19 protein-coding genes are annotated in these 18,493 nt (G+C 59.7%); 9 read left to right on the top strand and 10 right to left on the bottom strand.

Annotation, left to right across the window (positions count from 1 at the left end):
* The first annotated feature begins 36 nt into the window (after positions 1-36).
* The gene (locus tag EDC23_RS02500; protein ID WP_134080786.1) at positions 37-477 is read left to right on the top strand and encodes a DUF4426 domain-containing protein; all 441 of its coding nucleotides are present in this window, start codon (positions 37-39) and stop codon (positions 475-477) included.
* Positions 478-526: 49 nt separating this feature from the next.
* On the opposite strand, the gene EDC23_RS02495 is transcribed toward EDC23_RS02500, so the two are convergent.
* Complete coding sequence (locus tag EDC23_RS02495; protein ID WP_134080784.1) at positions 527-1,216, bottom strand: sulfite exporter TauE/SafE family protein; 690 nt, start codon at positions 1,214-1,216, stop codon at positions 527-529.
* A 3-nt stretch (positions 1,217-1,219) separates the two neighbouring features.
* On the bottom strand, positions 1,220-2,764 hold the full coding sequence (locus EDC23_RS02490) for an AmpG family muropeptide MFS transporter (protein WP_243830687.1): 1,545 nt from the start codon (positions 2,762-2,764) through the stop codon (positions 1,220-1,222).
* A gap of 244 nt (positions 2,765-3,008) precedes the next feature.
* On the opposite strand from EDC23_RS02490, the gene EDC23_RS02485 reads away from it, so the two are divergent.
* Positions 3,009-3,677 carry a DUF2057 family protein gene (locus EDC23_RS02485; protein ID WP_166668750.1) on the top strand — a complete coding sequence of 223 codons (669 nt, stop codon included), beginning with the start codon at positions 3,009-3,011 and terminating at the stop codon, positions 3,675-3,677.
* Positions 3,678-3,784: 107 nt separating this feature from the next.
* Here the strand turns inward: EDC23_RS02485 and pyrE are convergent, their stop codons facing one another.
* Complete coding sequence (gene pyrE, locus EDC23_RS02480; RefSeq protein WP_134080780.1) at positions 3,785-4,432, bottom strand: orotate phosphoribosyltransferase; 648 nt, start codon at positions 4,430-4,432, stop codon at positions 3,785-3,787.
* An 84-nt stretch (positions 4,433-4,516) separates the two neighbouring features.
* On the opposite strand from pyrE, the gene EDC23_RS02475 reads away from it, so the two are divergent.
* Complete coding sequence (locus tag EDC23_RS02475) at positions 4,517-5,302, top strand: exodeoxyribonuclease III (protein WP_134080778.1); 786 nt, start codon at positions 4,517-4,519, stop codon at positions 5,300-5,302.
* 259 nt (positions 5,303-5,561) lie between these two features.
* Here the strand turns inward: EDC23_RS02475 and EDC23_RS02470 are convergent, their stop codons facing one another.
* Complete coding sequence (locus EDC23_RS02470) at positions 5,562-6,311, bottom strand: sulfite exporter TauE/SafE family protein (RefSeq protein ID WP_134080776.1); 750 nt, start codon at positions 6,309-6,311, stop codon at positions 5,562-5,564.
* 49 nt (positions 6,312-6,360) lie between these two features.
* Between EDC23_RS02470 and EDC23_RS02465 the strand changes: the two genes are divergently transcribed.
* A complete protein-coding gene (locus tag EDC23_RS02465; RefSeq protein ID WP_134080774.1) occupies positions 6,361-6,990 on the top strand; it encodes a hypothetical protein in 630 nt (209 codons plus the stop codon).
* A 13-nt stretch (positions 6,991-7,003) separates the two neighbouring features.
* On the opposite strand, the gene slmA is transcribed toward EDC23_RS02465, so the two are convergent.
* From slmA to coaBC, 5 genes are all read right to left on the bottom strand, one after another.
* A complete protein-coding gene (slmA, locus tag EDC23_RS02460) occupies positions 7,004-7,606 on the bottom strand; it encodes a nucleoid occlusion factor SlmA (RefSeq protein ID WP_134080772.1) in 603 nt (200 codons plus the stop codon).
* 9 nt (positions 7,607-7,615) lie between these two features.
* Positions 7,616-8,512, bottom strand: a complete 897-nt coding sequence (gene argB, locus EDC23_RS02455; protein WP_134080770.1) for an acetylglutamate kinase — start codon at positions 8,510-8,512, stop codon at positions 7,616-7,618.
* A gap of 49 nt (positions 8,513-8,561) precedes the next feature.
* Entirely contained in the window at positions 8,562-11,081 is a 2,520-nt protein-coding gene (locus tag EDC23_RS14235) for a phosphomannomutase/phosphoglucomutase (RefSeq protein ID WP_134080768.1), read from the bottom strand.
* A gap of 23 nt (positions 11,082-11,104) precedes the next feature.
* Positions 11,105-11,560: a dUTP diphosphatase gene (dut, locus tag EDC23_RS02445; RefSeq protein ID WP_134080766.1), complete on the bottom strand. Its 456-nt coding sequence runs from the start codon at positions 11,558-11,560 to the stop codon at positions 11,105-11,107.
* Positions 11,561-11,636: 76 nt separating this feature from the next.
* The gene (coaBC, locus tag EDC23_RS02440; RefSeq protein WP_134080764.1) at positions 11,637-12,911 is read right to left on the bottom strand and encodes a bifunctional phosphopantothenoylcysteine decarboxylase/phosphopantothenate--cysteine ligase CoaBC; all 1,275 of its coding nucleotides are present in this window, start codon (positions 12,909-12,911) and stop codon (positions 11,637-11,639) included.
* Between the two features lie 216 nt (positions 12,912-13,127).
* On the opposite strand from coaBC, the gene radC reads away from it, so the two are divergent.
* The 3 genes from radC (at position 13,128) to rpmG (ending at position 14,382) form a co-directional block, all read left to right on the top strand.
* On the top strand, positions 13,128-13,802 hold the full coding sequence (radC, locus tag EDC23_RS02435) for a RadC family protein (RefSeq protein ID WP_134080762.1): 675 nt from the start codon (positions 13,128-13,130) through the stop codon (positions 13,800-13,802).
* A 175-nt stretch (positions 13,803-13,977) separates the two neighbouring features.
* Entirely contained in the window at positions 13,978-14,214 is a 237-nt protein-coding gene (gene rpmB / locus EDC23_RS02430; protein WP_134080760.1) for a 50S ribosomal protein L28, read from the top strand.
* A gap of 12 nt (positions 14,215-14,226) precedes the next feature.
* A complete protein-coding gene (gene rpmG, locus EDC23_RS02425; protein ID WP_134080758.1) occupies positions 14,227-14,382 on the top strand; it encodes a 50S ribosomal protein L33 in 156 nt (51 codons plus the stop codon).
* Between the two features lie 113 nt (positions 14,383-14,495).
* Here the strand turns inward: rpmG and EDC23_RS02420 are convergent, their stop codons facing one another.
* Positions 14,496-16,469, bottom strand: coding sequence for a hydantoinase/oxoprolinase family protein (locus EDC23_RS02420; protein ID WP_134080756.1), 1,974 nt, complete (start codon positions 16,467-16,469; stop codon positions 14,496-14,498).
* Between the two features lie 306 nt (positions 16,470-16,775).
* Between EDC23_RS02420 and EDC23_RS02415 the strand changes: the two genes are divergently transcribed.
* Both EDC23_RS02415 and EDC23_RS02410 read left to right on the top strand, forming a co-directional pair.
* The gene (locus tag EDC23_RS02415; RefSeq protein WP_134080754.1) at positions 16,776-17,729 is read left to right on the top strand and encodes an ABC transporter ATP-binding protein; all 954 of its coding nucleotides are present in this window, start codon (positions 16,776-16,778) and stop codon (positions 17,727-17,729) included.
* Positions 17,726-18,487, top strand: a complete 762-nt coding sequence (locus EDC23_RS02410; protein ID WP_134080752.1) for an ABC transporter permease subunit — start codon at positions 17,726-17,728, stop codon at positions 18,485-18,487. The genes EDC23_RS02415 and EDC23_RS02410 overlap by 4 nt, the downstream gene beginning before the upstream one ends.
* The last annotated feature ends 6 nt before the right edge of the window (positions 18,488-18,493 follow it).

Below are 18,493 nucleotides of genomic sequence, written 5' to 3'. Positions count from 1 at the left end.
TTTACCTGTAATAACAACAGTACGAGGAGTCGCGTCATGAAGTCACTGCTGAAATGGTCAACCACCGCCCTGCTGGTATTCAGCCTCCATGCGGCGCCGGTCATGGCCGAGCAGGCCAAGCGGGTTGGCGATTATGCTATTCATTACAATACGTTAAATACCGATACGCTGAACCCCGATGTGGCCAGCGAATACGGTATCCAGCGCAGTAAAAGCCGGGCAATGCTCAACGTCTCCGTCATTCGGACCTCCGACAACCAGCCGGTCGAGGCGGAAGTGACCGCCAGCAGCGGCATGTTGACGGGTCACAAACAGACCCTGCAGATCCGAAAAATCCGTGAAGGGGAGGCTATATACTATATCAGTGACTTTCCGGTCGCCCACCGCGACACCCTGAAATTCACCATTCGCGTGAAACCCGAAGACAGTCGTCGAACCCACACGATCGAATTCCAGAAACAGTTCTTTACCGAATAAGTTTCGATCACAGGGACGTGACACAGCGGCAATAATGCCCGGCAGGTCCTCAGGCGGGCAGCGGCTGCCAGGCCAGATACAGGGTAACCACACCGAACAGCATGACCAGCCCGCCGGCGCCATAGCGGACCAGCGGATAGCGGACAAACTTCTGCAACGCCGCGGCGAACATTCCCATCAGCAACAGATTGGGCAGCGTACCCAGGCCAAAACTCAACATCAGCAGGCCGCCTTCCAGCGCGCTGCCGGTGGAGATGGACCAGATCAGCACGCTGTAGACCAGCCCGCAGGGCAGCCAGCCCCACAACATCCCCAGCAGCAGCGCCTGCCCCGGCCGGGTCACCGGCATCAGACGCCGGCCCAGCGGCTCGATATGGCGCCACAGCAGCCGTCCGCCGCTTTCGATATGCCGCAGCCCCGTCCACCAGCCGGTGATATACAGACCCATCGCCAGCATGAACAGCCCGGCGATCACCTGCAGGATGCTCTGGTACTGATGAATGACCAGCAGGTTGTCGGCCAGGCCGCTGAGCCCGCCCAGCAGCACACCACCCAGGGTGTAACTGGCGATGCGCCCAACGTTGTAGCTCAGTTGAAAACCGAACAGGCGGGCTCGCGACTGCGGTTGCGGCAAACCAAACGTCAGCGCGCCGACGATGCCCCCGCACATACCGATACAGTGCACCCCGCCCATCAGGCCGACCAGAAACGCCGCCAGCAAGGAGAATTCCACGCTCATGAACTAGCCATCCACCCGCGTCGCTTCCCGACGCATCAGATACAGAATCAACCCGATCACCGGCACCCCGAGCAGCGCGGTGAGCAGGAAGAAACCGGGATACCCCAGGCTCTCCACCATACCGCCGGAGTAACCACCCAGCACCTTGGGGAACAGAGTCATCAGCGAACTGAAGATCGCGTACTGCACGGCGGTAAACGAGATACTGGTCAGACTGGAGAGATAGGCGATAAACGCCGCACTGGCCAGTCCGGCGCACAGGTTGTCGGCCGCAATCACCAGCGCCAGCATCGGCACGTTCGGCTCCAGGGTCGCCAGTAACATGAACAGCAGGTTGGTGGCAGCCGCCAGGATCGCGCCGGTCAACAACATACGCATGATGCCAAAACGGGTGGTCAGCAAACCGCCAATAAACCCGCCGAGCAGCGCCATGACCAGCCCCAGCACCTTGTTGATAGAGGCGATCTGCTCCTTGGTATAGCCCATATCAAAATAGAAGACATTGGAGATCACCCCGAGCACGATATCCGAAATGCGATAAAACCCGACCAGTAACAGAATCCACAGCGCCAGCTTCGCATAGCGGCGGAAGAAATCGACGACGGGATCCACATAGGTCGAGCGAACCATCTCGCGGTTGACTGCGTGAACCAGGATCAGTCCACGTGCGGTAATCGACGACAGCGCGACAGCGACGACAATCTGCACGGTCTGTCCGAAAAAGGCGGCCAGTACGCCATTAAAGCCCAGCCCTTCACGCAGCGACGACTTCACTGCATCGGCAACACCCAGCTGCAAAAACGCCAGAATAAACACGCCGGTAACCGTTATGAACAACAGCACAAAGCGCAAATAATCAAAATTGCTGTGTAAATAGGGCTCGCGCTGCTGATTGGGTGCCGGCTCCTTGATTAGCAAAGTCGTCATCACGCCGATCATCATCAGCATGGCCATACACAGATAGGTCAGGCGCCAGGCCTGGTAACTGTATGTCTGATCACTGCCGAACCAGGTGGCCAGATACAGCGCCCCGGCACCGGAGGCGAGCATGCCGACCCGGTAACCGGCGATATACATGGCCGCCAGTGCCGCCTGCAGCTTGTCGCCGGCCGACTCGATGCGATAGGCGTCGATCACGATATCCTGACTGGCCGCCGATAAACCCAGCAGCACCGTGGCCAGCGCCATCATCGGCAAATTATCGATCGGATCGGTCATGCCCATCATGATAATCGAGGTCATGATCAGCAGCTGCGCGACCAGCAACCAGCTGCGTCGTCGCCCGAGCAACGTATACAGGCCGGGTAACGGCAATGTATCGATCAACGGCGCCCAGACAAACTTGAACGAATAGGCCAGCGCCGCCCAGCTGAAGTAGGTAACCGCACCGCGCTCCACCCCGGCCTCGCGCAACCACAACGAAAGCGACGAGAAAATCAGTAGCAGCGGCAACCCGGCGGAGAAGCCGAGAAACAACATGGCAATCGCCTGAGGTTTTCGATAGACCTCAACTGCGTTGCGCCAGTTCGCCAGGGAAGGTAGAGACAAATCGTATTCCGTCTTGTGGTGGCCAGAATCAGACGCGGTTACTCTAGCATGATCGGCCCGTGCAAGGTAAAAGCCGCCCGGGCAAGTGACACATTGTTGTCCGGCCGGGTCATTCCGGGAGCCGAAACTGCCGGCCCGGCCTACCTGCGCTGTCGTAATTCTGTCAGAATTGGCCGCTAGCATATGCGGGGCCGTGAGCCGACGCTTCACGCTACGGCCTGGATACAACCGGATGAGGAACTTCATGAACTGGCGAACACTGTTATCCCTGGGACTGGCCTCCCTGTTACTGAGCGCCTGCGCGCCATCCGGCCCGGTCAAGTTTTATAGCGGCCCGGAGAAATCCCCGGGCGAAATCGCGCGGGTCAAGGTGCCCGGCCCGATCACCGTCACGGCCATCGACGACAGCAAGATCAGCGCACCCTCCCAGGACGAAGGCTTTTATGAGCTGCACCTGCCTCCCGGCCGGCATACCCTGACCCTCAAATATGAACTCTACTGGGGATCAGGCAGCGACGGCATGCTGGTCAAGTCCAGCCCGACCGATATCCGGGCCGAGTTCAGCGCCGGCCGGGTGTATGAATTGCGCTACGCTGAACCCGGTGATGAAGATGAGGCTTTCAGTCTGGCCAACGACTTTCAGGCCACGCTGGTGGAAACCGGCAGCGGCACTCGCATCGCCGCCACCGCCTCGGAGGAATACCCCTCAGGATTGACCAACGCCGAACCGGTGGTCCGCGACGCGCCCACCGCAACACCCGCGCCGGCCGACGGCTCGCTTCCCTCCGCCGACCAGGCCGCCAATGAAGACGCCGTCAAACGGCTCAAGTTCTGGTGGCTGATGGCGGATGAGAAAGAACGTGAGGCATTCCGAAAGTGGATGCAGCAGGACATGCCCAACTTCAATGAATAAAAATTTGAACCACGAAGACGCGAAGAACACGAAGGAGCCCTGTTTAGCCTTACCTGAAATTATACTTCGTGACTTCGCGTCTTCGTGGTGAAAAGATTTTTTTACCACTATTCCCCGATACCGTACTGGTTACGGTAGGCCTTGACGGCCTCGAGTTTGTCTTCCATCCCCGTTTGCTTTGACAGGTATTCGATTAAAAGCTCGAGCTGGATGATGCTGTGTACCGGGATGTGGTAGTTGTTCTCCACTTCCTGGATGGCGGACAGGTCGCCCTTGCCTTTCTCCTGACGATCCAGCGCGATCACCACCCCGGCCGGGCTGGCGCCGTTGGCCTCGATGATGGCCATCGCCTCGCCGATGGCGGTACCGGCGGTGATCACATCATCGATGATCAGCACCTTCCCCTGCAGCGGCGCGCCGACGATGTCGCCGCCCTCGCCGTGGGCCTTGGCCTCCTTGCGGTTGAAGGCATAGGGCACATCCCGATCGTGCTGCTCGGCCAGCGCCACGGCGGTGGCGGCGGCCAGCGGAATACCCTTGTAGGCGGGGCCGAACAGCACGTCGAACTGCACGCCGGAGTCAACAATGGTCTGCGCGTAATAGCGCCCGAGCCGCGCCAGTGCCCTGCCGCTGTTAAACAGCCCGGCGTTGAAAAAATAGGGACTGACCCGCCCCGACTTGAGCGTAAATTCACCAAAACGCAGCACCTCGCGCTGCAGGGCGAACTCGATAAATTCCTGTTGATAGTCACGCATGCGATAAATTCCGGATTGTAGGGCTGGGGATTTCGGGGTTCAGGTTGTGTATCATACACCTTTGGTCGTAACCGGATAAGTGTGATGTTCAGAGTGATTACCGCCAACCTCAACGGCATTCGCGCCGCCCAGCGCAAGGGGTTTTTCGAGTGGATGAAACGCCAGAAAGCCGACGTAATCTGCATCCAGGAGACCAAGGCGCAGGAGCACCAGCTGGACAGTGAGATTTTCTATCCCCGGGGCTATCACACCTATTATTTCGACGCTCAGAAAAAGGGCTACAGCGGTGTGGCGATCATGAGCCGCCATCAGCCCGACAAGGTCTCCATCGGCCTGGGCTGGGATCATGTCGACAGCGAGGGGCGCTGGATCGAGATCGAGATCGGCAAGCTCACCGTCGCCTCGCTCTACCTGCCCTCCGGCGCCTCCAGCGAGGAGCGCCACAACAACAAGCTGATCTTCATGGACCGCTTCGCCGAGGACCTCAAGGCCATGCGCCGCCGACGCCGCGATTACATTATCTGCGGCGACTTCAATACGATACACAAGGAGATCGACATCAAGAACTGGAAGTCCAACCAGAAAACCTCCGGCGTCACCCCGGTCGAGCGCGCCTGGCTGGACAACCTGTTCGACAACATCGGTTTCATCGACGCCTTTCGCGAAGTCAACCAGAAGCCCGACCAGTATACCTGGTGGTCCAACCGCGGCAACGCCCGCGAAAACAACGTCGGCTGGCGCATCGACTACCAGATCATCACCCCGGGCCTGAAGGGTACTGTTAAAAAAGCCTCGGTGTATAAAAACAAATGGTTCTCCGACCACGCCCCACTGACCATCGACTACGATATCGATATTCGCGATTTCTAAACCACCAGGACTCTAAATAAATGTTCCGAACACCAGAACACCAGGTTCAAAAGATTGCTTCGCCTGGCTCGCAATGACTGAAAATACTGGGGTCATTGCGAGAAACAACGTGACGAAGCAATCTCCCTAGACTGGTATTCGGAACATGTATTTAGGACACAAAAAGACATAATCACAAACCAACTTTCCCCGTCAATTCAATATCAAAATTATCTTTTCTTGTTACCTTCGTGTCTTCGTGTCTTCGTGGTTAAATCTTTTATCCGATGATCAGCTTCAGACCCACCAGAACCGTCACGATTTCAAACACTCGTTTGATCGCCCGGTTGCCCTTGATGATCGAATAGTGGGCGCCGAGGTAGCCGCCCAGTAACGAGCCGAGCAGCAGTACCGGCACCCAGTCCCATTTGATCGAGCCGAGCAATCCCAGGGTCAGGGCCCCGCTGCTGTTCCAGAACAGGCCGACCATCACCAGGGTATGGGCGACGGCACGTTTGTAGTCGAGGCCGAACCAGCGCACCAGCCACAGGGTGACGAACAAACCGGTGCCGGAGGTCAGCGAACCGTTGAGAATGCCGATGCCAAACAGTACGCTGCCACCGATTACCCAGCCGGCCCGGTCGCGGTGCGTCCGCGTATCGACCTGCCCGAGCCCCGGACTGGCCCAGGAGTAGACGCCCAGCCCCATGGTCAACAACCCCAGCGCCAGTTCCGCCCAGCGGTCCGGCACACTGAGAATCACTCCGGCACCCAGGACCACGCCCGGCACGCCGGCCAACAACATCAACAGCGCAAATTGCCAGTCGAGATTCCTTTCCCTAAAGTGGCGGGCCGAGGCGCCGATACCCAAGGCAACGCTGGCCAGCTTGTGGGTCGCCAGCGCCACGCTAAAGGGCAGGCCGAGGAAAATCAACGCGGGCAATTGCAGCAGCCCGGCGCCCCCGCCGGCAAAGGCGGAAAACGCATTGGCCACCAGGGCCACAACAAATAACAGGATATACTCCAACATGTGTGTCACATTGCCTACAATTGTGATTCGAAACTTGGGAACCCTTTAAATGCTATCCGAATCCCGACTGGTGACGCGTCTTTGTCTGCTGGGCCTGCTCGGTGCTTTTGCGCCCGCGACATTGGCGGAAGCCTACAAATGCTGGACCAATGAAGACGGTATTCGGGAGTGCGGCGAGAGTGTCCCGCCCGAATATTCCCAGCAACGTATCGAAATCCTCAACCGGCATGGCGTGGTTATCGATATCGAGGAACCGGCCAGGACCCCCGCGCAACTTGAACAGGAAAAGCGTGCCAGTAAACAGCGTGAGTCGGAAGCGCAACAAAAGAAGGAAAAACGCCGGCAGGACCACATTCTGTTAAGCACCTTTACCACCGAGCGCGATCTGAAGCTCTATCATCAGGATAAGCGCGAGTCCATTGAGGGGCAGGTTGAAATTACCCGCTCCAGTAACCAGGCTCATCAGGAAAACCTGAAGGCATTGAAAAAGCGGGCGGCTAATCTGGAACGCCGTGGTGAGCCCTTGCCTGACAATCTCCTGGAAAAAATGGAACAGCTCAAGCGTCAGATTGCCAATAACGAGAGGTTCATCGCCAACAAACAACAGGAACTGGAACGATTAAACGAACAGTATAAAACCAGGCTGAAGCGTTATCGTGAACTCACGTCATCAGACTGACGTTAGCCGCGCTCTATCCGCGACCTTGCAGCAGTTCCTCCAGCAGGCGCCATTGATCCTCCCACATCTCCAGCGGCACGCGCCGAAAACCGCTGCGCACATACTGATTGATCCGGCCTTCCACCACCGCCAGTAGCAGGTTGGCACTCGGCCCGACAGGCAGATCAGGCGGCAATTCGCCGTTCATTTCACCCTCGCGCAATACCTGCTTGAGCTGGGTTTCCAAACGATCGTAAAACTGATCAATACGACTGCGCAGGCGCTCCGTCTCACCCACCAGCACGTCTCCGGCCAGCAGACGGGTAATGCCGGCATTCTTGCCGGCAAAGCCGAGTACCAGGGTCATAATGTGTTCACTGCGCGCGAGAGCGGGTTTTTGATCCTCAAGAATCCGGTTAATGAGTCCGAATATGGATTCCTCGATAAATTCGATCAGGCCTTCAAACATCCGGGCCTTGCTCGGAAAGTGTCGATAGAGAGCCGCCTCGGAGACACCGACCGCCCGTGCCAGGCCCGCAGTGGTAATTCGCTCACCGGGACTGTTTTCCAGCTCGGCCGCGAGAACTTCAAGGATCTGCTGGCGGCGTGAGGGTTTGTTGGTTTTGTTCTCGGCCATGTAACTCTATCAGCTCCGGATCAGGGTACCGACACCTTCATCGGTCAGCACTTCCAGTAATACCGCATGCTCGACCCGGCCATCGATAATCTGGGCCGTGCCGACACCGGAGTGAACCGCATCCAGTGCACAACGAATCTTGGGCAGCATGCCGCCGTGAATCGTGCCATCGGCGATCAACGCCTCAACCTCTTTGGCCTTGAGGCCGGTCAGCAGCTCACCTTCGTTATCCAGTACGCCGGGCGTGTTGGTCAGCAGGATCAGCTTTTCCGCCTCCAGGGTCTGAGCCAGTTTACCGGCCACCAGATCGGCGTTGATGTTATAGGACTGGCCATCCTCGCCGACGCCGATGGGCGCGATCACCGGAATAAAGTCCCCCTGCTTGACCAGCATATTGACCACGGACGGATCGATGCTCTCCACGTCGCCGACATGCCCGATATCGATGATCTCGGGGGCGTTCATTTCCGGGTTGTGCCGTTCGAAGGTCATCTTGCGCGCCCGGATCAGCCCGCCGTCCTTGCCAGTCAGGCCGACCGCATGCCCGCCAGCCTGGTTGATCAGGTTAACAATATCCTTGTTGACCAGGCCGCCCAGCACCATCAGCACCACGTCCATGGTTTCGGCATCGGTCACCCGCATGCCTTCGATAAACTTGCTCTCCTTGCCGATCTGATCCAGAACATTGCCGATTTGCGGCCCACCGCCATGCACGATCACGGGATTCATCCCCACCAGTTTCATCAGCACGATATCGCGCGCGAAGCCCTGCTTGAGCTTCTCGTCCACCATGGCGTTACCGCCATACTTGATGACCATGGTCTTGCCCTGAAAACGCTGAATATAGGGCAATGCCTCGGTCAAGACCTTGGCGATGTTCAGTGCTGTATCCGGGTTAATGCTCATAGAGTTCGCTTGTTCTACTGATCAGGGTCTGTGTCGTATTATCAATTTATCAAAACGGTATTGCCAGGTCCGCCCTGACCGATTGTAACAGCTCGCGGAATTTCTGCTGAATTCGCTGCAGGGATTTGCTGTCCCTCGCTTCAAACCGCAGGATCAGACTGGGCGTGGTATTGGAGGCACGCACCAGTCCCCAGCCATCCTCGAAATCGGCGCGAATGCCGTCGATCATGAGCATGCTGGCATCCTCGAAATCGACCCGACTCACCAGCTCTTCCATGATTCGATGCTGCTCCCCTTCCGCCAGATCAATGCGCAGCTCGGGCGTATTGACCGAATCAGGCAGATCGGCAAACACTTCCCGCGGGGATCGCTTGTCATTCGCCAGAACTTCCAGCAAACGCGCGGCAGCATACAGCGCGTCATCAAAACCGTACCAGCGTTCCTGGAAGAAGATGTGTCCACTCATTTCGCCGGCCAACAGGGCACCGGACTGTTTCATCTTGGCCTTGATCAGGGAATGGCCGGTTTTCCACATGATCGGTTCACCGCCTTTCTCGTAGATCACCCGGGTCAGATTACTCGAGCATTTGATGTCATAAATAATCTGCGCGCCAGAATTACGTGACAGGATATCGGCGGCATACAACATCATCAGCCGATCCGGCCAGATGATATCACCCTCGCTATTGACCACACCCAGACGGTCTCCATCACCATCAAAGGCAATACCAAGATCCGCGTTCTTGCTTCGCACCAGTTCGATCACATCGTGCAGGTTATCCGGTTGACTGGGATCGGGATGATGGTTGGGAAAGTCGCCGTCCACTTCGCTGTAAATATCGATCAAATCGACGCCGAGCCCCCGGAACAGTGCCGGCGCCACCACGCCGGCCACGCCATTACCGCAGTCGATCACGACCTTCAGGGGCCGGGTGATCCGGATATCGGCGATAATGCGCTTGATGTAGTCGTCGGTGACCTTGTGCGCAGCATAACTGCCATTGTCCCGGACAAAATCCTGCTTTTCGATGCGCTGACGCAGGCTCTGGATGGCCTCACCGGAGAGGGTCTCCCCGCCCAGCATCATCTTGAAACCGTTATAGTCAGGCGGATTGTGACTGCCGGTCAGCATGACCCCGGATCCGCCGGCCATTTCATGCGCGGCATAATACAGCACCGGCGTCGGTACCATGCCGACATCGATCACCTCCATACCGGCCGCCTGCAGCCCGCGCACCAGCGCCGCGCCCAGTTCCGGGCCGGACTTGCGTCCATCACGAGCAAAGGCGATTTTCGTCAACCCGCGGCGGCTGGCCTCACTGCCCAGGGCCTGGCCAATCAGCGTGGCGTACCGGGCGTTCAGTGTACGCCCGACGATGCCCCGAATATCATACGCCTTGAAAATCTCCGCCGGGGGCCCGGCCTGCTGGCCTGGCAGGGGCGCCGGGTCGGTGCCGTCGTCCAGATCGTCGTTTGGTCTGCTGTTGTCCGTGACGCGTTGATCGCGCGCAGTATTGCGCGGGCCAGTGTCATTGGCCTGTTCGCCCTTCGCGAACGGAACGCCTGCCAGCTCGTCCAGCCGTTCGGCCATTTGCCGAAACTCTTTCATTTTCATGGGGTATGTATGGCGCTTGTTGCCCCGCAGCAAACTGGCCTCAAGCAACATAAAGTTTTCCAGATCGTGACGGATGGAGCGCCCCATGGCCTGATACAACAACAGCACCACGATTCCGACCAGGATGATGCTCACTGCAATAATGCTCAACAGATTCACATTAAACGCCGAAACCCGAACCACCTGCGGCATCCAGGTCGACAACTCCCAGTCGGTATGGGGAATCGCCACGCGGGTCGACTCGGCCCGGGCCTGATAAGCGGGATCGCCCGCCTTGCCCAGCAGAACGGGTTCCTGGTTGCTGATTTTCTGCTCCAGCTCAACATAGCCCTCCGAGGCGGCCTGTTGCACCCATTGCTCCAGCAAGCCGGCATCGAGAGCCAGTTGCACATGTCCCAAAACCGTGTCGCCAGCCGCATTGAGTACCGGCTCGACGATATCGATGTGTTGCTGCGGGTTACCCGGCGCGTGCACCTCGACCGGCGGACGGGCAAGCGATTCTTCCGCCTGACGCTGCAGATCCAGACAGGCAAAGCTCAGATGCGGCTCGCTGCTTTTATCCGGAGAGTAGATTTTCGGCTTCAGCAGGCGCACCCGCAAAGCCCCGTCAAACATGGATTGCAGCTGATGTTCGCGTTCGGCGATCGCCGCCCGATCGCCGGCTCGCAACAGGTCACGGGTCCGGGGATCTTTCGCCACACTGTGCAGACCCTGGGCATAATCGGCCACCGCCTGGCTGATACCCGCCGCCGTGTGCCGGGCCTCGTTTTCCAGTACCGCATTTTCCTGGGTCTGCAAGGCGAGTAGCGGTGTCATCTGACCGACAAATACGGCCACGATCAAAATGGCACTGAACAGGAAAAAGGCGATCAGACTCACCGCGGTCAGCGTGAGGCCGCCGGAATGATGCGGTTGTTGCGGGTGTTTGTTTATGCGTTCACGACGACGGGCCATGCTGCCTCTCCCTGTCTTCTGGATTATGCACTGCCGGTGTGCCCAAACCCGCCTTCTGCCCGGACGCTCTGTTCGAAATCCTCGACGAGGTCGAACTGCGCCTGAACCACGGGGACCAGTACCAGCTGGGCGATACGCTCGCCAATTCCGACCGTAAAAGACTCGCTGCCGCGATTCCAGCAGGAGACGAATAACTGCCCCTGATAGTCCGAATCGATCAAACCGACCAGGTTGCCCAGCACAATACCGTGTTTATGCCCCAGTCCCGAGCGCGGCAGGATCACCGCCGCCAGCGACGGATCAGCGATATGGATCGCCAGCCCCGTCGGGATCAACTGGGTTTCCCCGGGGTTTAACACCAGCGGCTCTGAAAGACAGGCGCGCAAGTCCAGGCCGGCGGAACCGTCGGTGGCATAGTGCGGCAGGGGAATATCCTTGCCGATACGATCATCGAGCAACTTGAGTTTGATACGCGTCATAGTGACTGAACCCGTCTGTAGTGGATTGAGTGTTGATTGTTGTGTCCCGGCGGCGAACCGTGGTGACGGATTATAATTATCTTTTGGGCCGGACAGCCTGATTTAATTCGACTATTTTACCCTTGCCGGCGGCAGTCATATCGCGCTGTTCGTAGCGACTGACGATCACCGGAATCAACTGACGAGCCAGTTGCCCCTTGGGGGCCAACGGCAGATGGGTCTCCCCGCCCGGCCAGAAAACCTGCAGAACATTGGTCTCGCTGCCAAAGGTCCCCTCCGTCTCGGGCGTGGCCGAACCCACCAGGTTGGCCACCACCATCTCCAGCCGCTTGTCGTCCAGTTTGGCGCGGGCATAACGTTCGAGATCGGTGGTTTCGGCCGCGAAACCGACACAAAACACACCCGGATGCTGTTGCTTGACCCCGGCCAGAATATCGGGATTCTTCTCCAGTTCCAGTGTCAGCTGCGGCTGATCTTTTTTGATTTTCTCCGCCGGGACCTGACGCGGCCGATAATCGGCCACCGCCGCCGTGGCGATAAAGATATCGGCTTCGCCAATGCGTGAATCCACCGCCGCCGCCATCTGTTGTGCACTGACCACATCGAGGCGCTCGACGTGCGCCGGCGTGGCCAGGTTGACCGGCCCGCTCACCAGAATCACCCGCGCACCGGCCTCCACCGCCGCCTCGGCCAGAGCGAAACCCATCTTGCCGGAGCTGTGGTTGGAGAGATAACGGACCGGATCGATCGCCTCCCGGGTCGGCCCGGCGGTAATCAGCAGCGTGCGACCGGTCAGACTGCCGGTGCTGAACAGGTCGGCCAGTTGCGTGATGATGGACTCCGGCGAACTCATGCGCCCGGCGCCGACATCGCCGCAGGCCTGTTCCCCCGCCTCCGGACCGATCAACAACACCCCGCGTTTTTGCAGACTCCGGACATTCTCGCCCGTGGCCGGATTGGCCCACATGTGGGTATTCATGGCGGGCGCCACCGCCAGCGGCCGTTCGGCGGCCAGACACACGGCGCTGAGCAGATCGTCGGCGCGGCCCTGGGCCAGACGGGCCAGAAAATCGGCGCTGGCCGGCGCGACGATAATGGCATCGGCCCAGCGCGCCAGCTCGATGTGGCCCATGGCCGCCTCGGCATCGGCGTCCAGCAGGTGCTGGTGCACCGGGTGACCGGAAACCGCCTGGAAGGTCATGGGCGTGACAAACTCGCCGGCTCCGGCAGTCATCACCACCCGCACCTCGGCCCCCGCCTCGCGCAAGCGGCGTACCAGATCGGCCGCCTTGTAGGCGGCGATGCTGCCGGTCACCCCGAGCAGAATATGTTTGTTGGCCAGTTGCGTCATACTTATAAAGTGTACCAGAGTTTCCGGGCCCTTCGGAGTAAACTCCGAAGGGCAGGGCCGAGGGACGAGTTACGAGTGACGAGGGAACCACGGTTTAGCCGCTGCTGATTTTCCTCGTTACTCGGCCCTGTTCCTGGCTATAATTGAACGCAAATCCGGCAGGCGAACCACTGGCCGGTTTGCCAAATCTTCTGAATAAGCGACAGGGAGGTCGTCATGCCCCTTACCGACTGGCCGCAGGCGGAGCGCCCGCGGGAAAAACTTCTGGCCCGGGGCCCGGAGGCCCTCTCCGACGCCGAACTGCTGGCGATCTTTCTGCGCACCGGCACCCGCGGCAAGACCGTCGTGGATCTGGCCCGCGAGGTACTGCACCAGTTCGGCGGCCTGCGCGGGCTGCTGACCGCCAGCCAGGAACAGTTCTGCCAGCTACCCGGGCTGGGTCAGGCCAAATACGTGCAACTGCAGGCGGTGCTGGCCCTGGCCCAGCGCCATCTGGGCGAGGCCCTGCAGCGCGATGCCGGCCTGCACAGCCCCGAGCAGACCAAACAGTACCTGCTCAGCCGCCTGCGGGATCTGCCCCACGAGGTGTTTGCCTGCCTGTTTCTCGACAGTCAGCACCGGGTGATCCGCTACGAGGAACTGTTTCGCGGCACGCTCAACGGCGCCAGCGTGCACCCGCGCGAGGTGGTCAAAAAAACCCTGCATTACAATGCCGCAGCGCTGATTTTCGCCCACAACCACCCCTCCGGCATCGCCGAACCCAGCCACGCCGATCGCCACCTGACCGGTCGCCTGGTCCAGGCGCTGGAGCTGGTAGAGGTGCGGGTGCTGGACCACATCGTGGTCGGCGACGGGGAGTGCGTGGCGTTTTCGGAGCGGGGCTGGCTCTGAAAAACAGGGCCGAGGGACGAGTGACGAGTAACGAGGAACACCGGCACGACCAACAGCTTGCCCAAAATCCACGCGATACGGCACTTTAGGAGGAATTGGGCTTGTAAGGCTGGCGGGAAATCCGTAAAATTCGCGCTCTTTGACGCATTGTGCAGCTGATTTTTGGAGAATAACCATGGCCAGAGTCTGTCAAGTGACTGGCAAACGTCCGATGAGCGGGAACAACGTGTCCCACGCCCATAACAAGACCCGTCGCCGTTTTCTGCCCAATCTGCATACCCACCGCTTCTGGGTGGAATCGCAGAACCGCTGGGTAAAACTGCGTGTCAGCAGCAAGGGCATGCGTGTTATCGACAAGAAAGGTATCGAGGTCGTCCTCGAGGACCTGCGTCGCCGCGGCGAAAAGGTGTAAGGAGCTACTATCATGCGTGACAAAATCAAACTCGTCTCCAGCGCCGGTACCGGCCACTTCTACACCACGACCAAGAACAAGCGCAACATGCCGGAAAAGATGGAAGTGAAGAAGTACGATCCGGTGGTTCGCAAACACGTGGCCTACAAGGAAGCGAAAATCAAGTAACCCGTTCAGCGCCACGCGTCTGAATTTAAAAACCCGCTGCCTCGTCAGCGGGTTTTTTTATGTCGTGGAACCGGCGCCTTCTGCGGATTCAGCCCGGCCTCGCGCTACGCCAATCAGCCCCGGTTTAATAACAGGCAGCCTGTCTCATGCACCCGGGCCTGCCAATCCGGTGCGAGATAGGTGGTGGAGACGGTTTCGGTGATCAATGCCGGCCCGCGAAGGGTTTGTCCGCCGACCAGTTGTGCCCGGGCATAGACCGGTACCGGTGTGTCGATCCCATGCAACTCAACATGCTCATAAGGTTCGCCCGGATCGCCCTGGCTGACGGCCTGTAACACGATCTGCTGGGGAGGACGCTGCAGGGCAACACGCAGATTGACCAGCTCCACCGGCAACGCGAGTCGATGGCCGTAGCGTTGTTCGTGTTGGGCATGAAAAGCCTCCGCGGCCTGGTCGATCGACTCCCAGGGGATATTGAGATAATAGGACTGGCCCCGGTAACGCAGATCGACGCTGGGCTGGACCGCGATCGCCTCCCGCGCGACGCCCTCCTGCTGCATCGCCTCGAGTCCCGGTTCGATCAACCTCCCAAATGCCTCCTCCAGCGTCGGGGTATCCCACTCCTGCAACAGGCCGCTCAGGGTCCGTGACAGTTGCCGGGCGCGCGGTGCCACCAGCATCCCGAGCGCGGACAATACCCCGGCGTAGACCGGGACGATGGCCTGTTGCATGTTCAGCGCCTCGGCCAGGGCGCAGACGTGCAGGCCACCGGCCCCGCCAAAGGAGACCAGCGCCAGCTTCCGCGGATCGATTCCCCGCTGGACCGACATGACCCGCAGGGCATGGGCCATGTGCTCGTTGGCCAGCCGCAGGATCCCTGCGGCCGCCTCTTCGGGCGACAGATTGAGCTTTCGGGCAATCTCACCGACTGCCGCCTCCGCCGCCGCCCCGTCCAGCACCATATCGCCACCGAGAAACGCGCCGGGGCGCAGGCGCCCCAGCAGCAGATTGGCGTCGGTCACCGTGGCCCGCTTGCCGCCCTGGCCGTAACAGGCCGGACCGGGATCGGCCCCGGCCGACTCGGGCCCCACCTGTAACAAGCCGCCCGCGTCCACGCTGGCCAGCGAGCCACCGCCGGCACCGATGGTGTGCATGTCGACCATCGGTACCGCCACCGGGTAATCCCGGATGTGCCCTTCACTGGTCAGTTTGAGCTCGCCGTCGACCAGTGCCACATCGGTGGAGGTACCGCCCATGTCGAAAGTCAGCAGGCGCCGGCAACCGACCTGCTCGCCAATATAACGGGCCGCGGCCAGCCCGCCGGCCGGACCGGAGAGCAGCATGTGTACCGCCTCTTCCCCGGCCTGGCGGGCGGCGATGGTGCCGCCGGAACTTTGCATCACCGTAATCTGCGCCTGCGGCACCCCCTGTTGCAGTCGCTGCAGATAGCCCTCGACCCGCGGTCCCACACAGGCGTTGAGCCAGGTGGTCATACCCCGCTCGTACTCTTTGTATTCCGGTAACACGCGTGAGGCGCGGGAAATAAACAGATCCTGCGGCAGGGCCGCCTCGATCTGCTTTTCGAAACGATCATCCAGATAAGAGAACAGCAAATTGATCGCCACCGCTTCGGGCTGCAGGCGCGCAATCGCCTCGCGCAGCTGCTGCAGATCGGCCCCGGTGAGCGGCTCGATGACACGGCCGTCCGCGGCCAGGCGCCCGCCGGTCTCCAGGCAGTGATCCCGCGGTACCGGTGGCGCCAGGGTGTGCGGCTGCAGGTTATACAGCTCACGCCGGGTCTGCCGGCCGATGCTCAGCATGTCACCCAGCCCGCGGTTGGTGATAAAGACGGTGCGCGCGCCCTTGCCTTCCAGTACTGCATTGGTCGCCACGGTCGAACCATGCACCATATAAAAGGCCGTCCCCTCCGCCAGCTGATCCAGCTGCAGATCCCGCACCCCTTGCAGGATCGCCGCCTCCGGCGCCGCCGGGGTGGACAGCACTTTGTGCGTGGTGATCGTGCCCTCCCGATACAGGACAAAATCGGTAAAGGTCCCGCCGGTATCGACGCCGAGAATTACGCTCATGGGTAAACCCTTCCATCCGGATTCGCGGTCGATTGTAGCATCCTGCTATGCTGACGCCGCGCTGCAATTTGTACCGGCAAGGATTCGACGTTGTCGGCAACAGCGCGCCACTGTCGCGCAACGCGAGGTTATTCTGTTGAGTATTTGTGCCGGCTATGCCTTGCTGAACCAGGATTGCCGTGGGCAGTCAAAACAATCCTGCGCCAGTTGGCCAAAACGGCATTGCGGGCTTGTCACCCGGACGCAGAAGCTTATAATTTCGCCCCAGCATGACATTGATAATAATCACAGCCGCTGTTAACCGACATGTCCAATGACAACCTGATCAGCGTGGAACATCTTTACCGGCGTTATGCCGGTCTGGTGGCGGTCAAAGATGTCAGCTTTGAGCTGCAACGGGGTGAAGTCCTCGGCTTTCTCGGCCCCAACGGCGCCGGCAAGACCACCACCATGCAGATCATTACCGGCAACCTGGCACCGACCAGCGGTCGCATCCTGATCAACGGCCTCGATCTGCTCGATCGGCCCAGGCAGGCCAAGGGCGAAATCGGTTATCTGCCGGAACAACCGCCGCTGTACCGCGAACTGACCGTGGATGAGTATCTGCGCTTTTGCGCCCGGCTGAATCGTCTGCGGCGTGACACCATCACAGCGGCCGTCGATCGCGCCAAGCAGCGCTGTGGCCTGGAGCAGGTCGGTCGGCGACTGATCAACAATCTTTCCAAGGGCTATCAGCAACGGGTCGGAATTGCCCAGGCAATCATTCATTCCCCGGCCGTGGTGGTCCTGGATGAGCCCACCGTGGGACTGGATCCGATCCAGATCCGCGAAATCCGCGAACTGATCCGGGAGCTGGGCGAGGAGCATGGGGTGATTCTCTCCACCCATATTCTGCCCGAAGTGCAAATGACCTGTGATCGGGTGCAGATCATCAATCGCGGGCAGCTGGTATTCAGTGATCATGTCGACAACCTTGATCGCCGCATGCAATCGAGCAGCCTGATTCTCGGATTGCAGCAGCCACCGGCACAACACATCCTGGAGGCCCTGCCCGGCATCAACGACGTGCAGGCGCTGGATAACCACCGCTTTCGCCTGCTGCATGCGGCAGAGACGAATCCGGCCGGGGCGATCGCGCAGCAGGCCGTCGAACAGGGCTGGGGCCTGTTCGAGCTGACCCCGGAGCACAAGACGCTGGAGCAAATCTTTGTCGAAATCACCAGTTCGGAGCAGAGCGATACGGAGATTGAAGCGGCATGATGGTGTTTACCCTGGCGCAACGCGAACTGCGCACGCTGTTTCTCTCCCCGCTGGCCTGGTCGATTCTGGCGGTGATGCAGTTCATTCTGGCGTACCTGTTTTTGACCTCGCTTAACGATTTCATCAACCTGCAGCCCCGGCTGCAGAACCTGGAATCGCCGCCCGGCGCCACCGAACTGGTCGTCGCCCAGGTCTATGGCAGCGCGGCGTTTATTTTCATGATGGTGGTGCCGCTGTTGACCATGCGCGTCATCAGCGAAGAGCGCCGCAACCGCAGTATTGCCTTGCTGTTCAGCGCCCCGCTGTCCATGACGGAAATTGTTCTCGGCAAGTACCTTGGGCTGCTTGGCTTCTTGCTGCTGGCCTGTCTGATGATCAGCCTGATGCCGCTGTCGCTGCTGTTTGCCGGACCGCTTGATCTCGGCCTGTTGCTGGCCATGTTCCTCGCCCTGTTCCTGCTGAGCGCCTGCTTTGCCGCCATCGGCCTGTTTCTCTCGACCCTGACCCTGCAGCCGACTATCGCCGCCATCAGTACCTTTGGCGCCCTGTTGCTGCTGTGGATTATCGACTGGGCCGGTGATCAGGCCGGGGATATCGACGCCAGCGGGGTACTGGAATATCTGTCCATACTGCGTCATTTCGAGCCCCTCAGCCGAGGCCTGTTCAGCAGTACCGACATACTCTATTTTCTGTTGTTTATTACGGTGTTCCTTGTGCTGAGCATTCGCCGCCTGGATGCGGATCGCCTGCAACACTAACCCTTT

Origin of the sequence: Thiohalophilus thiocyanatoxydans, assembly GCF_004366735.1 — a bacterium.
GTDB lineage: Bacteria > Pseudomonadota > Gammaproteobacteria > UBA6429 > Thiohalophilaceae > Thiohalophilus > Thiohalophilus thiocyanatoxydans.
The sequence above is the reverse complement of the archived record's forward strand: the minus strand, read 5'-3'. Positions and strand labels throughout refer to the sequence as shown.